The following is a 14363-nucleotide window of genomic DNA, read 5'->3' on the forward strand; positions in this document are numbered from 1 at the left end:
TGGTCAGAACCAGTGCAGGCAGTGCGGGGGCCGCTCGGTGCGGAAGAGTGCGTCGGCGAGGGCGGCGGCCTCCGGGCGGTGGGCGCGGATGTGGCCGGCCCGGACGAGGGTGCTGGGGGTGGTACCGCCGAGGTAGAGGGCGGACAGGTCACGGATGTCGAGGGTCAGGTCCGGGTCACGGTCGGTCGGGGTGCACTCGGCCTTGCCACCGCGGACGGCCAGCAGATGGCGGGCCCGCTCACCGAGGAAGGGGTCGTCCACCTCGAGGACCAGCTCGCCGTCGGCGAGCCAGCCGCGGGCGGTGAGCGCCTGCGGGACGTCGAGCAGCCGCACCCACAGCCAGTCGCCGTGCTGGGTGAGCTGACCGGCGCTGAAGTCGGCGAGCTGCCAGCGGAACGGGTGCTCCGGCGGGAAGTGCTTGAACACCACCTCGCTGACCAGGTCGTGCCCGAGCACGAACCGCGCCAGAGCGGTGAAGACGGCGTCGTCGGCGGCGACGGTCTCGTCCACCACCAGACTGTCGGGGTCGGCGATCGAGTAGCTCGCGTACCCGTCGGGCACGCCGTCGGCGTCCCGGTGGAGGGCGATGTACCGGGGCGCGCGGGAGACCGGGGGCTGCCCCGCGCCCCGGGCCCACCAGTGGTGCGGCCGCGACAGCGCCCCGGGCTGCGCCCGGCGGTACCGGTCGTACACCTGCTCCATCAGCTCGCCGCACTCGGAGCGCCGCAGCACCTCGACCGTCCCGGCCGCCGCTGTACCGGCCACCGCCGCGCCGGCCGCCCGCAGCGGGGTGAGCGTGCCGCGGTGCCGAGGGATCGTCAGGCGCTGGGTGAAGGCCGCCGGACCGTACCCGAACCGGCCGTAGATGGTGGCCTCGGAGGCCAGCAGCACGGAGAGGAACTCGCCCCGGGCCCGCAGCTCGGTGAGCTGGCGGCGCATCAGCGCGGTGAGTATGCCCTGGCGCCGGTGCGAGGGCAGCACGCCGACCCCCGTCACCCCGGTGACCGGCAGGATCACCTCCCCGGGCAGCGTGAGCTCGAAGCTGTACGCCCCGGCGGTGCCGACCGGCCGCCCGCCCTCGGCCACGGCGAACAGGCCCCGGTCCATCTCGTACGCCGACCACAGGACTCCGCTGCCGTCCTCGGCCGGGGTGTCGCCGAAGCGGCCGAACGCGGCGAGGACGGTGTCGACGAAGACCTCGAGGTCCTCATCGGTGGTGGGACGGATCTCCATGACTGCCTTCCTCGGGGTACCGCGCGGATCTTCGGGCATGGGCCTGGCTTCCGGGTCACGTCGGATGAGCGGGCGGCGTTGGGTGGCGCGCGGGCGGCGCCGAGGAGAGAGTCCATGCGGAGCATCGGCGACCGACGAGAAGCCGTCGAAGGGCCCCTCCTGCCCGATGCCGGGCAAGGAGGGCGCGTGCCCCGGCGTCGCCCGCCCGGCGTGACCCGGAAGCCAGGCCCAAGTTCAGCCCCGGCTCCACTGCTGGTCAAGCGAATTTAGCCGCCCGGATGCCAGGCGCACATTTCCGCCATGGGCATGACCAATCCATGGGGTGATCGACCTCAACCGGTTACCGGCGAGTCACCGAACGGCCAAGGAGCGCCGACAGAGTGACGGTCGTTCCGCAACCGAACCGGAGGTTTCCGATGCTCAACCGCACCCAGCTCTCCTGGCCGAAGCGCTTCGCCGTCCTGCTCGCCGCCGTGGTCTCCACGCTCGGCGTCTCGGTGGCCGTCAGCCCGGCCGCCAACGCCGCCGTCTACAGCTCCTGCTACGTCTCCCGCTGCTCCGCCGCCGCCTCCGCCAACTCGACCTGGGCCGACTTCGGCTACCCGACCAGCCGTGGCTGGTACGACTGGCCGAACGGCCAGTGCAGCTACGCGGGCGGCCAGTTCTCCAACTACGAGGGTGAGCTCCCGGCCGGCGACACCTACTACGAGTACGACGTCTACCCGCGCTCCTGCGGCGCCCACCGCGACGCCGTCCGGATCGTCGTCGACTTCACCACCGGCGTCGTCTACTACTCCCCGAACCACTACGCGGACTTTTACCAGCTCTGAATTCTACGCGCGATGACTGCCCGTCGGCCAGGCCGGCGGGCAGTCTCCTTTCCCCTTGCAGCTCCCTGACGTCCGACGCAGGCCCTGCTGGCCCCCCGGTCATCCGGCGGTCGCGATGACGGCAGCTTGTGGTCGAAATGCGGTCGGACGCGACCGGTTCTGACGGGCCGCCACTAGACTCCGCGGCTGAACACCAACTCTCCACGATGCGACCAGGCTTGGGAGAGGAGGTGAACACCGCACCGTCGCCGACCCCGAGGAGCCCCGTGAGAACCGAAGACGTCCCCCTGCTGTTCCAGGCGCTGGCCCGTGAATTCGCGGACGTGACCGGTATGTCGGTGGCGGCGACCGGCTCGATCGCCCGGGGCGAGCACCGGACCGGGCCGGACGGCGCCGTGGTCTCCAACCTCGACCTGGTCCACGTCCTGGCCGAGGCGGCCGAGGTGCCGCGGGCCCATGCCGTTTCCGGGCCGATCGCGCGGCGGATCTCCGACACCTTCCGGATCGAGACGACCGCGGTCTTCGCCGTGCTCCCGGCGTTCCGGCAGGCCGGCCACGCCCATTACCGGATGACCATGCGGCCCGAGTGGTTCTGCGACGGCCTCGAGCTCGGTCCGGCGGCCTTCGCCCCGCCCGGGCCGGCGGACGGCGACCCGCAGGCGGCGCTCGCCTGGGCCCTGCAGCCCGTCCCGTACTACCTGGCCAAGGCCACCGCCGTGGACCCGTCGACCAACCTGACCAAGGCCCGCAACCACGCGGCCCGGCTGGCCGACCGGTTCGGCCTGGCCGAGGTCCGCGACGGCCTCGACGACCTCCCGGGCGCTCTGCGCACCCTGATCGCGGACCGCGGCCTGACCCCGCTCGACTCCACCACCCGCTACCTCGAAGGCCCGACCCACCCCGCCGTCGCCCGGCGCGTGCGCGACGCGGTCTTCGTCGAGAGCATGGGCCTGCCCTCCGACGATTCGATGATCGTCACCGTGCCGTCCGTGCCGTCCGTCCCGAACTGACCCGATACCGGAGAACACCGTATGTCCACCCGGCAGCACGTGGAGATCCTGCCCCCGCACCCGTTGCGGGCCGGCTACGACCGGTCCCTGGACCGCGGGTCGATCGCCGACGACTTCCAGCGCCGTCTGGAGCCCGCCAACTTCAACCCCCGCTACCTCACCGCCCTGACCGAGCGGCTCGAGTCGGCCCTGCGCCAGGATCCGGCGGACGGCACCACGCGGTGGCGCCTGGCCTTCCTGCTGCTCCAGAACAACGCCACCGCGGCCGCCGTCGAGCGGGCCGAGGAGCTGCTCACCGGCGCCACCCTGCCGCAGGCCCGGCGCCTGGCCCACCTGGTGGCCGGCATCCGGGCCCGGGCCGACCTGCCCCGCGCCGGGCGCCTGGTCCGGCGGGTCAACTTCTCGATCAACAACCGCTGCCCGATGTCCTGCCAGGGCTGCTACAACCCGTTCGCCGCCGAGCAGATCGACCTCGCCCAGGCGAAGCGGATCGTCGGCAAGCTGGCCGCGCACGGCACCACCGACCTGGTCCTGGCCGGCGGCGACCCGCTGCTCTGGCCGCCGGTCTTCGACGTGGTCGACCACGCCATGGCCTGCGGCCTCAAGGTCGGCCTCGACACCACCGGTTACACCCTGGACGCCGAGAAGCTCCACCGCCTCCGGGGGATCTCCTCGCTGCGCCTGCCGCTGGACGCCGTCACGCCCGAGGTGCAGCGCGCCTTCCGCCGCAGCCCGGACGCCGACCTCCTCCGGGCCCTGGTCGGCTCCCTCGCCCTGTGCGACGCCGAGGGCTTCGACCGGGTGCGGGTGCACACCGTCGCGAGCGCCGAGAACCTCCACCAACTGCCCGAGCTCGCCGCCGAGGTGTTCTCCCACCCCTCCGTCGCCCAGTGGGTGATCTTCCAGTGGTGGGGCCGGCGGGCCTCGCCGGAGACCGTCCGCCGGCTCGGGGTGGAGGTGGCTCAGGTCCGTGAGGTGGTGGAGCGGCTCAGGGCGGACTTCCCCGGCCGGGAGATCCACCTCGCGGAGAGCAGCGAGCGCGAGCTGCTGAACTGGATGATCCAGTCCAGCGGCCAGGTGGTCACCTTCGGCTCCGGCCCGGAGGAGGAGTTCATCCTCGGCAACCTCCTGACCGACGAGGTCGACGAGATCCTCACCCACCCGATCCTGGACTTCGAGGCCATGTCGCGCGGGATCCCGGTCACCCCGGGCACCAGCTGGGCGGTCAGCTCCTGACGGCGAGGACGACGGCCAGCCCGGTGGCGAGGACGGTCACGATCAGCGCCAGCGGGTTGCCGTAGTTGACGGTCCAGCCGATGCCGAAACGTTTCGGGACGAGCAGCGCCGGGTCCTCGTGGTTGAGGTAGACCATGCCGCCGAGCCGCCAGTGGCGGTCGTCGTCGGCATGGACCAGGCCGCTGTCGGGTTCCTCCTGAACGGCCAGCCGGGCGCCGCCCTGGCCGGTGCGCAGCGCCACCAGCACGAGGACGGCGAAGCCGAAGACCAGCGGCGCGAGCACCGGTACGGGCGAGAGCGTGGTGGCCCCGGACCAGATCTTCAGGGCCGCCAGCAGCATGGTCAGGTCGACGGACGCGGTCAGGACCAGCAGCGCGGCGCCGAGCCGGGCCACGTACCGGCGGTGCCGGGCCGCGCTGGCCGCCGGGCGGGCCGGGTCGAGGTCGGCCCGGCCCCGGGAGACCGCCCAGACCACCAGCAGCATCAGCACGGTGACGGCGAGTTGGCCGATGACGGGCGCGAAGGCGCTCAACGGGGTCTTCGCGGTGAAGTGGTCCACCGCCCCGCCCGCGTCGAAGTGGGTGGCCAGCTGCTCCGGCATGCCGTCGTAGCGCACCGCCCCGACCGCCGCCGTACCCGCCGTCAGCAGCAGCGCCGGCAGCGCCCAGAGCCAGGTGACCCCCGGCGGGCCCGAGCGCAGCGAGGTGTCGGCGGCCACGCCCTGCCGCAGCCCCCGGTACCAGTGCCCCGCCTCCTTGGCCGCCAGCACGGCCCGCCGCGCCCGGACGTAACCCACCAGGATCACGGCCAGGGCGGCGAGGGCCGGCAGCAGCAGGGCCACCGCCGCGCCGCCGCCTCGGCCGCCGCCCGCGAGCGCCGTCAGCACGGCGCCGCCGACCAGCACCACGGCCCCCGACGCACCGAGCCACCGCCGGTAGGACCGCCGCTGTTCGGCGATCACCGGCTCGCCCTGCCGGGCCGCCGGCACCCGTGCGCCGAACGGCAGGTCCGGCGCGGTGAGCGACGGCATCACCCAGCCCAGCGCCAGTACGAACCCCGGGACCAACACCCCGGCCACCACTGTTGCGGCGTTCACCGCACTCCCCCCTCGTCGTCCGTGGCGGTCTGCCCCGCCCGGAACCCGTTCACCGTTGTCGTGCAGGCCGCGAGCACCGTCGGCCCGTCCAGGCCCTGCGCCGCCGCCTCGGCCAGCAGCGTGCGCAGCCGGCCGGCCCACTCCTCGGCGAAGCCGCCCTCGGGCGGCCCCGAGTGCGGGTCGCGCCGGACGACCGCGCCGCTCTTGCGGGTGAGCAGCAGCAGCCCCTCGCGGCGCAGCAGGTCGTAGGCCTTGTTGACGGTGTGGAAGTTGATGCCGAGATCACCCGCCAGCTGCCGGGTCGAGGGCAGCGCGCTGCCCTCGGCCAGTTCGCCGGTGGCGACGGCCACCACCACCTGGTCCCGGATCTGCTGGTAGATCGGGATTTCACTGCCCAGGTCAAGACTCAGGATCACCGGCCACTCCTCTAGCTGCTCTATTACTTATAGAACAGCTGGAGGAGTGGGGCAAGGCCTTTACGCCGCCACGGGCTCGCGCACCTGCGGGAGCCCTGCGGCCAGGTCCTCCTGGAGCAGCCGTTTGGCGATCGCGTCCACCGCCGCCCGCAGCTCGGCCCCGCCGGGGCGCCCGATGTCCTCGGCGAGCTGCTCGCCCAGCCAGTCGGACCAGGCGGCGGAGAGGATCCGGACCTGCTCGGCACCGGCCGGGGTGTGGTCGAGGTAGTCCTGGCTGCGGGTCAGATAGCCCTCGTCGGCCATCTGGTCGAAGACCGGGGCCAGCACCTCGGGCGGCACCCGCTTGCGGACGGCGATCAGGCCGAGCCGGGCGTGGCCCACGGTGCGGATCAGGCCCTCGACCTCCATCAGCGCCCACGCCCCGGCCAGGTCCACCGTCACGCCGGAGTCCCGCACCAGCCGCCGGGCGGTCTCCAGGTCGAACCGCCTGGCGATCCGCCCGACCGCACACTCCAGCCGCTGCCCCGAGCCGGCCCCGCTCGGCTGCGCGAAGCCCTCGCCGACGTCGGTCGAGGCCGAGCGGGCGGTGTCCCGCAGGGTGACCTGCTTGAGGAAGAGCGAGACGAGGAAGCCGAGCAGCGCGATCGGCACCGTCCACAGGAAGACGGTGTGCAGCGTGTCCGAGTACGCCGAGACGATCGGCGCGGCCTGGGCCTTCGGCAGCGCGTGCAGGCTCTGCGGGCTCTGCGCCGCCGTGCCGAGGGCGGCGGGGCTCGCACCGGTCAGCCGGGCGGCGGCGGCCACCCCGTCGGCCAGGTTGGGCTTCAGGGTGTTGACGTAGATGGTGCCGAACACCGCCGTGCCGAAGGAGCTGCCGAGGGTGCGGAAGAAGGTGACGCCGGAGGTCGCGGTGCCGAGGTCGGCGTACGCGACGGTGTTCTGCACCGCGATGGTGAGCACCTGCATGCACAGCCCGATGCCGAGACCGAGCACGAACATGTAGAGCGAGCCGAGCCAGACCCCGGTGCCCGGCTTCATCAGGGAGAGCAGCCACAGGCCGAGCGCCATCACCAGCGAGCCGGCGATCGGGAACAGCCGGTAGTGGCCGGTCTTGCTGACGACGTTCCCGCTGGCGATCGAGGCGAGGAAGAGCCCGGCGACCATCGGCAGCATCCGCAGCCCGGACTCGGTCGCGTTCACCCCGTCCACGTACTGCAGGTAGGTCGGCAGGAAGGTCATCGCGCCGAGCATCGCGAAGCCGACGATGAAGCTCAGCACGGCGCAGACGGTGAAGACCGGGTTGCCGAACAGCCGCATCGGCAGCATCGGCTCCACCGCCCGGGTCTCCGCCCAGCAGAACAGCGCGAGGGCGACCGCGCCGCCCGCGAACAGCCCGATGATCACGCCGGAGCCCCAGGCGTACTCGTTGCCGCCCCAGCTGGTGGCCAGGATCAGCGCGCTCGCGCCGACCGCGACCAGCGCGATGCCCAGGTAGTCCACCACCGGCTTCGCCACCGAGCGCACGGCGGGGATGGTCCGGGCCGCGACGGCCACCACCACGAACGCGATCGGGACGTTGACGTAGAACGCCCACCGCCAGGACAGGTGGTCGGTGAACAGGCCGCCGAGCAGCGGGCCGATCACGGTGGCGACGCCGAAGACGGCGCCGATCGCGCCCTGGTACTTGCCGCGTTCGCGCAGCGGGATGACGTCGGCGATCAGCGCCATCGAAGTGACCATCAGACCGCCGGCGCCCGCGCCCTGCAGGGCCCGCCAGCCGATCAGCAGCGTCATGTTGGTCGCCAGGCCGCAGAAGAAGGAGCCGGTGATGAAGACGACCGCGGAGACCTGGAAGATCAGCTTGCGGCCGAACAGGTCACCGAACTTGCCCACCAGCACCGTGACGACGGTCTCGGCGAGCAGGTAGGAGGTGACCACCCAGGACATGTGGGTGGCGCCGCCGAGGTCGGCCACGATGGTCGGCAGCGCGGTACCGACGATCGTCTGGTCCAGCGCGGCCAGCAGCATGCCGAGCACGATCGTCCCGAACACGATGTTGCGCTGCCTGGCGTCGAGCACGGGCGGGGCGGCCGCCTGCGGCGGGTCTTGGACGGTCGTCATGGACGAAGCGTCACACCGCGCCGCCCGGGCCGCGCGCCGGGTGCGCCCGGCCGGGGCCGGGCGCGGTCCGGGACACCTGCCCTAAACCCCAAGAGCTGTTCAAATCCCCGTCAGCCCCTGTCTGACCCGGTCCTCCCCTCGCTAAGCTCCGCTCCTGTCATTCGCACAGATCTTCGTGCGTTCATCCTGAGGGGGGATTCATGGCGAACAGTCATGCCCGGCGACGCGCCGCCCTGACCACGGCGGCCACCATGTCGCTGCTCGTCGGCACGCTCGCCTTCGGCCTTCCGGCGGCCCAGGCGCAGACCGCGCCGAACGGCCGCGCCGCGCTCGCGGGCACCCAGCCCGCGTGGACCAGCAGCGCCACCGACCAGGGCGCCACCGCGGCCTCCACCCGGGTCACCGCCCGGGTCTACCTGGCCGGCCAGGACGCGGCGGGCCTCACGGCCTACGCGCAGGCCGTCTCGGACCCGAGCTCGCCCAAGTACGGCCACTACCTGTCGCCCGAGCAGGCCCAGCACCGCTTCGGCGCCACCAAGGCGCAGATCGACGCCGTCACCGCCTGGCTGAAGTCGGCCGGCCTGACCGTCACCGGTGCCAACCAGCACTACGTCTCCGTCAGCGGTGACGCCGCGGCGGTGAAGGCGGCCTTCGCCACCACGCTGCACGACTACCACAAGGACGGGCACACCTACCGCGCCCCCGCGCAGGCCGCCTCCGCGCCGGCCGCGCTGGCCGACGCCGTGCTCACCGTGACCGGCCTGGACAGCGCCCCGCACCGGGCCACGCCCAAGGACACCCTGCCCGGCCCCGGCGACGGCTTCCGCAACGCGGGCCCGTTCTCGGCCTACTACGGCCAGAACGTCGCCACCACGCTGCCCGAGGCCTACGGCGCCAAGCTCTCCTACGCCGTGCACGGCTACACCGGCCACCAGCTCCGCGCCGCCTACGGCGCGGGCACCTACACCGGCAAGGGCGTGACGGTGGCCATCACCGACGCGTACGCCTCGCCGACCATGGCGGCGGACGCCGCGGCCTACGCCAAGCGCAACGGCGACCAGGCCTACCGCAAGGGCCAGTACACCGAGGTGCTGCCGGACTCCTGGAACAGCACCACGGACTGCGGTGCCTCCGGCTGGTACGGCGAGGAGTCGCTGGACGTCGAGGCCGTGCACGCGATGGCCCCTGACGCGAACATCGTGTTCGTCGCCGGTGCCTCCTGCCAGGACCCCGACCTGCTCGACGCCCTCAACAAGGTGGTCGACAAGCACCTGGCCGACATCGTCTCCAACTCCTGGTCCGACGTCGAGTCCAACGAGACCCCGGACAGCGCCGCCGCCTACGACCAGACCTTCAAGCTGGGCGCGATCGAGGGCATCGGCTTCTACTTCTCCTCCGGCGACGACGGCGACGAGGCCGCCAGCTCCGGCAAGAAGCAGGTCGGCTCCCCGGTCAACTCGGCCTGGGCGACGGCCGTCGGCGGCACCTCGCTGGCCGTCGGCAAGAACGACAAGTACCAGTTCGAGACCGGCTGGGGCACCCAGAAGGCGCTGCTGTCGGCCGACGGCACCAGCTGGGTGAACATGCCCGGCACCTTCACCGGCGGCGCGGGCGGCGGCACCAGCACCCTGGTGCAGCAGCCCTTCTACCAGCACGGCATCGTGCCGGACGCGCTGGCCAAGGCCAACGGGACGACCCCGATGCGCACCGTGCCGGACATCGCCGCGGTCGGCGACCCGAACACCGGCTTCCTGGTCGGCCAGACCCAGGCCTGGCCCGACGGGACGGTCAGCTACGACGAGTACCGGATCGGCGGCACCTCGCTGTCCGCCCCGGTCATCGCCGGCGTCCAGGCCCTGGCGCAGCAGGCCAAGCACCGCCCGATCGGCTTCGCCAACCCGGCGATCTACGAGCGGTACAACACCTCGGTGCTCCACGACGTCACCGACCACCCGTTCGGCCCCGACCGCAACCTCGCGGTGGCCCGGGTCGACTTCGCCAACGGCGTCGACGCCTCCGGCGGTGTGAAGACCTCCGTCCGCACCCTCGGCGAGGACACCTCGCTCAGCGCGGTCAAGGGCTACGACGACGTCACCGGCGTGGGCACCCCCGCCCCGGGCTACGTCGCCTCCTACGCCAAGCCGTTCCGCGGCTGACGCACTCCCGTCACACCCCGTACCCCCGGCTCCGGCCGGGGGTACGGGCGTTTGCGCCGCAGCGGGCGCCGCGAACCGTCAGGACGGCTTCTTGTCGATCTCCAGGTCCGCTTCCGGGGTCCGGACGGTGTCGCCGGGCGGTCCGGCCGGGTTGCTGGTGTTGTTGTCGGGGTTGGGGTCGGCGGTGCTGGAGCTCGCGGTGGCGATGTTGCGGATGTCGGAGCCGTTGCCGGTGTAGGCCGGGTCCAGCTGGACGGTGAACACCCAGCGCCGGGAGGTGCCGGTGGCGATGGCGGCCGGGCCGCAGGTGACGGCCCGTCCGCTCGCGGTGCAGCCGTCGGCCGAGGAGACGAAGCTCAGCTGGGCCGGCAGGGTGTCGCGGACGACCACGCCCAGCGCGTCGGAGAGGCCGTTGTCGGTCACCGTCACGGCGTACTGGAAGGTCTCGCCGGGGGCGACCGGCGTGGTGGTGACGGTCTCCTTGGCGGTGGAGATGTCGGCGCTGGGCGTGCCGGCCTTGTCGCCGGGCAGCCCGGTGGTGGAGCTGTCGTTGTCCGTCCGGGGGTCGATGTTGTCGGCGGTGACCTTGGCGGTGTTCTTGATCGCCGTGCCGTCACCCCGGTAGGCGGGGTCGAGCCGGACGGTGAGGACGTACTGCTCGCTCTCGCCGACCTTCAGCGGGGTGGTGCGTTTGCAGCTGACGACGGACCCGGTCTCGGTGCACCCGGCCGGGGTGGCGGAGACGTAGATCAGCTCCTTGGGCAGCTTGTCGGCCAGGGTGACGCCGTAGGCGTCGGAGGAGGGGCCGTTGTTGGTGATGGTGATGAGGTAGTCAACGGTCCCACCGGGGGTCGGCGGCGTGGTGCCGACGGGCTTCTTGGTGAGCGAGAGGTCGGCCGTCGGCGGGTTGACCTTCGCACCGGGCGGGCCTGCGGCGGCGCTGGTGTTGTTCGCCCGGTTCGGGTCCTTGGTCGCGGAGTCCACGCTCGCGGTGTTGAGGATGTCGGAGCCGTCGCCCCGGTAGCCCGGGTCGATCTTCACCTTGATCGTCCAGGTCAGCGAGTCGCCGGCCGCCAGGACCGGCTGCGGGCCGCAGCTGACGGTGGCTCCGGCAGCGGTGCAGCCGTCGGGTGAGGAGACGAACGAGAGCATCGCCGGCAGCTTGTCGGACGCGGTGACGGTGGTGGCGTCGGAGGGCCCGGCGTTGGTGGTCGTGATCCGGTAGTCGAAGGTCTCCCCGGGAGCGACCGGGGTGCTGGAGCCGGCCTTCTTGACCACCGACAGGTCGGCGCTGGGGGCGCCGAGCCCGCCCGGCAGGTCGGCGGGCTTGCTGGTGTTGTTCCCCGGCACCGGGTCCGCCGCATCGGACTTGGAGGTGGCGGTGTTCTTCAGGTCGGTGCCGTCCCCCCGGTAGGAGGCGGCCAGCACGACCCTGATGGTCCAGGCGGTGGAGCTGCCGGCGGCCAGCCGCTTGACGGGCCCGCAGCCCACCGCCTGGCCGGTGGCGGTGCAGCCGTCCGGAGAGGAGACGAAGGTGAGCGCGGCGGGCAGGTTGTCGGTCACCCGCGCGTTCGGGGCGTCGGACGGGCCGTTGTTCTTGGTGGTGATCAGATAATCGAACTGCTCACCGGGGACGACCGGGCCGCTGCCGACCCCGGCCTTGGTGGTGGCCAGGTCGGATTTGGGGGCGAACGGCCCGTCCGGGCGGACGGGTGGGTTGGTGTTGTCGGCGGTGGCGGGGTCCTTGGCGTCCGACTGGGTGCTGGCGACGTTCCCGAGGTCCGAGCCGTCCCCCTCGTAGGAGGGGCTCAGCCGCACCACGATGCTCCAGCTCTTCGTGGCCCCGACCGCCAGGTCCACCGGCCCGCAGGTGACCTTCTGCGCCACGGCCGTGCAGCCGTCGTCGGAGGAGACGAAGGTGATGCCGGTGGGCAGGGTGTCGTGCGCCATGACGTTCTTGGCCACCGAGGGGCCCTTGTTCTTGGTGCTCAGGGTGTAGGTGAAGGTCTCGCCCGGCGCCACGGCCGGTGCGGCGACGGCCGCCGTGGCGGCGGGCCAGAGGGACATCACCGCCGTCAGCACTCCTGCCGTCAACTGGCGGGTGGTTGGTCTCGTCGTCCGCATCGGTTCCTGTTTCATGTCCTGGCCGGGGCTGGGGATGGGTCGTGGTCCGGGTGGTCGGGGTGGAAGGGGGGGAAGGGGCGGGGTCAGGGGGAGGTCTTGGTGAGGCCCAGGTCCGCCTCGGCGGCCTTGACCGTGCCGCCGGGCGGCCCGGCGGCCGGGCTGGTGTTGTTGGTGGTGTCGGGGTCGCGGGTGGTCGCCGACGCCGTCGCCGTGTTGCGGATGTCCGATCCGGTGCCCTGGTAGGCGGGGTCGAGCCGGACGGTGAACACCCAGGACCGCGCCGCTCCGGGCGCGAGCGCGGCGCCGCTCGGGCAGGTCACGGTCGAGCCGGTGGCGGTGCAGCCGTCGTCGGAGGAGACGAACGAGAGCATGCTCGGCAGCTGGTCGACCGCCTTGACGCCCACGGCCTGGGAGGGCCCGGCGTTGGTCACCGTCACCTGGTAGGCGTAGGTCTCCCCGGGGGCGACCGGGGTGGTGGTGACGGGCTTCTTGGTGGCGGACAGGTCGGCCTGGGGTGCCGCCACGCCGCCGGGTGGTCCGGTGGCGGCGCTGGTGTTGTTGTCGGGCTTCGGGTCGGTGGCGTCCGAGCCGGAGGTGGCGGTGTTCAGCACGTCGCTGCCGTCGCCCGTGTAGGCCGCGTCCAGCCGCACGGTGATGGTCCAGGACAAGGACTGGCCCACCGTCAGGCTGGCGACCGGGCCGCAGGTGATGGTCCGCTTGTTCACCGTGCACCCGGTGGGGGTGGCGACCAGCAGCAGCGGGGTGGGCAGCGAGTCCGTCATGGTGACGTTGGTGGTGTCGGCCGGGCCGAGGTTGCTGGTGGTGATCTTGTAGCCGAAGGTCTGCCCCGGCACCACCGGCCCCTGACCGGTGCTCTCCTTCGCGGTGGCGATGTCGGCGGGGCCCGCCGTGACGGTCGTGTCGGCCGTGGCGGTGTTGTCGGCGGTGTTGAGGTCGGTCCGGTCGGCCGGCGGCGTGACGGTGACGGTGTTGCGGATCGTGGTCGGCGAGGTCGGGGCGGTGCCGGTGACGGTGTAGGTGACGGTGCCGCTGCGTTTCAGGTCGGCCGTGGTGTCGAGCACGTTGCCGGACCCGGCGGCCTGCCCGCACGCGCTGCCGCTGGAGGCGGTGCAGGTCCAGGTCACCTTCGTCAGGGCGGGCACCGTGTCGCGGATCCGGGCAGCGGTCAGGTCGTTGGTGGCGTCGTTGGAGACGGTGATGGTGTAGGTCACCTTGTCGGCCCCCGCGCGGACGGTGACCGGTGCCCCCGTCATGGCGACGGACAGGTTGACCGGGACGTTGACGCTGAGGCTGTTGACGTCGTGGTTGTTGGTGGCCCCGCCGGTGCCGGCGGAGAAGCCGACCCGCAGGGTGGTGGGCAGCTTCGGCTGGTCGGTGATGGTGGTGACGTCGAAGTCGGTGATCAGCGAGGCGAGCGTGGTGCCGGGGCCGCTGTCGGACCAGAGGGAGAGCAACACCTTGCTGCCGCTGGGCCGGACGGAGATCCGGACGGTACGGAGCTTGTCCCGGCTGCCGGTCTCGACGGTGCTCCCGGGGCTGGCGACGCCCTTGCCGAAGCGGTAGCCGGTGGTCCTGTTGCCGCCGCCGCGCAGCACGATGTTGTTCGCGGCCGCGCCCGGCCCGCCGTTGCCGATGGCGGAGGACGAGAAGTTGCCGAACTCGTCCAGGCCGACGCCCAGGTACGCCCCGGGGACACCGTTGGTGCTGCACGTGGTCGAGCTCCCGCTGCACGCGTAGCCCAGCGCACCGCCGAGCGCACCCGTCCCCTGCGCGGCCGAACCGTCGGCGAGGAAGAACGCCATGCCGTCCCCGCGCTTGCCGTCGAAGGCGGTGCCGCCGAAACTCGCGTACTGGAACTCGGCGATGATGCCCAGGTCCGACGGGAAGGCGTCCTTCATCAGCCAGGAGCCGGCCTGGCTGGTGGCGGTGCTGGTCAGTCGCATCCAGCCGTTGTCGAAGGTCACCGAGCCGGTCGTGCTGCCGCTGTTGGTCGCGGAGTCGAAGTTCTCCTGGTACGGGAAGGTCACGGCCGCCCGGTGGGACGTGGCGCCGGTGGACGGGGTCGCGCCGAGGAGGAGGCAGGCCAGGAGCACGGTGTACAGCACCCGGAGCGGCCGCAC

General features: G+C 72.5%; 10 protein-coding genes. 4 read left to right on the top strand and 6 right to left on the bottom strand.

Annotation, left to right across the window (positions count from 1 at the left end; genetic code table 11):
- Positions 1-3 precede the first annotated feature (3 nt).
- On the bottom strand, positions 4-1233 hold the full coding sequence (locus ABT095_RS30355; RefSeq protein WP_350532752.1) for a GNAT family N-acetyltransferase: 1230 nt from the start codon (positions 1231-1233) through the stop codon (positions 4-6).
- A 416-nt stretch (positions 1234-1649) separates the two neighbouring features.
- On the opposite strand from ABT095_RS30355, the gene ABT095_RS30360 reads away from it, so the two are divergent.
- From ABT095_RS30360 to ABT095_RS30370, 3 genes are all read left to right on the top strand, one after another.
- A complete protein-coding gene (locus ABT095_RS30360; protein ID WP_350532753.1) occupies positions 1650-2063 on the top strand; it encodes a ribonuclease domain-containing protein in 414 nt (137 codons plus the stop codon).
- A gap of 266 nt (positions 2064-2329) precedes the next feature.
- Positions 2330-3073: a hypothetical protein gene (locus tag ABT095_RS30365; RefSeq protein WP_350532754.1), complete on the top strand. Its 744-nt coding sequence runs from the start codon at positions 2330-2332 to the stop codon at positions 3071-3073.
- 21 nt (positions 3074-3094) lie between these two features.
- Positions 3095-4309 (top strand): radical SAM protein, encoded by a 1215-nt coding sequence (locus ABT095_RS30370; RefSeq protein WP_350532755.1) that lies wholly within the window; start codon positions 3095-3097, stop codon positions 4307-4309.
- Here ABT095_RS30370 and ABT095_RS30375 read toward each other — a convergent pair.
- Genes ABT095_RS30375 through ABT095_RS30385 form a run of 3 tightly spaced genes read right to left on the bottom strand, consistent with a single transcriptional unit; the run spans position 4299 to position 7942 of the window.
- Positions 4299-5405 carry a DUF1648 domain-containing protein gene (locus ABT095_RS30375; protein ID WP_350532756.1) on the bottom strand — a complete coding sequence of 369 codons (1107 nt, stop codon included), beginning with the start codon at positions 5403-5405 and terminating at the stop codon, positions 4299-4301. The two genes, ABT095_RS30370 and ABT095_RS30375, sit on opposite strands and share 11 nt — an antisense overlap.
- Positions 5402-5821: a GntR family transcriptional regulator gene (locus ABT095_RS30380; protein WP_350532757.1), complete on the bottom strand. Its 420-nt coding sequence runs from the start codon at positions 5819-5821 to the stop codon at positions 5402-5404. Before ABT095_RS30380 ends, ABT095_RS30375 begins: the two co-directional genes overlap by 4 nt.
- Before the next feature lie 60 nt (positions 5822-5881).
- On the bottom strand, positions 5882-7942 hold the full coding sequence (locus ABT095_RS30385; protein ID WP_350532758.1) for an MDR family MFS transporter: 2061 nt from the start codon (positions 7940-7942) through the stop codon (positions 5882-5884).
- A 200-nt stretch (positions 7943-8142) separates the two neighbouring features.
- On the opposite strand from ABT095_RS30385, the gene ABT095_RS30390 reads away from it, so the two are divergent.
- Positions 8143-10098 (top strand): S53 family peptidase, encoded by a 1956-nt coding sequence (locus tag ABT095_RS30390; protein WP_350532759.1) that lies wholly within the window; start codon positions 8143-8145, stop codon positions 10096-10098.
- Positions 10099-10176: 78 nt separating this feature from the next.
- Here the strand turns inward: ABT095_RS30390 and ABT095_RS30395 are convergent, their stop codons facing one another.
- Together ABT095_RS30395 and ABT095_RS30400 are read right to left on the bottom strand one after the other, a co-directional pair.
- Positions 10177-12237, bottom strand: a complete 2061-nt coding sequence (locus ABT095_RS30395) for a DUF11 domain-containing protein (RefSeq protein ID WP_350532760.1) — start codon at positions 12235-12237, stop codon at positions 10177-10179.
- Positions 12238-12305: 68 nt separating this feature from the next.
- Positions 12306-14348, bottom strand: coding sequence for a lectin-like domain-containing protein (locus tag ABT095_RS30400; RefSeq protein ID WP_350532761.1), 2043 nt, complete (start codon positions 14346-14348; stop codon positions 12306-12308).
- Positions 14349-14363 lie beyond the last annotated feature (15 nt).

The organism is Kitasatospora sp. NPDC002227 (assembly GCF_040296285.1).
In the GTDB taxonomy this organism is placed as follows: Bacteria; Actinomycetota; Actinomycetes; order Streptomycetales; family Streptomycetaceae; genus Kitasatospora.

Excerpts from the sequence above, each read along its gene's own strand:
- ABT095_RS30355 (WP_350532752.1), bottom strand. The coding sequence starts at position 1,233 with ATGGAGATCCGTCCCACCACCGATGAGGACCTCGAGGTCTTCGTCGAC.
- ABT095_RS30360 (WP_350532753.1), top strand. The coding sequence starts at position 1,650 with ATGCTCAACCGCACCCAGCTCTCCTGGCCGAAGCGCTTCGCCGTCCTG.
- ABT095_RS30370 (WP_350532755.1), top strand. The coding sequence starts at position 3,095 with ATGTCCACCCGGCAGCACGTGGAGATCCTGCCCCCGCACCCGTTGCGG.
- ABT095_RS30385 (WP_350532758.1), bottom strand. The coding sequence starts at position 7,942 with ATGACGACCGTCCAAGACCCGCCGCAGGCGGCCGCCCCGCCCGTGCTC.
- ABT095_RS30390 (WP_350532759.1), top strand. The coding sequence starts at position 8,143 with ATGGCGAACAGTCATGCCCGGCGACGCGCCGCCCTGACCACGGCGGCC.
- ABT095_RS30395 (WP_350532760.1), bottom strand. The coding sequence starts at position 12,237 with ATGAAACAGGAACCGATGCGGACGACGAGACCAACCACCCGCCAGTTG.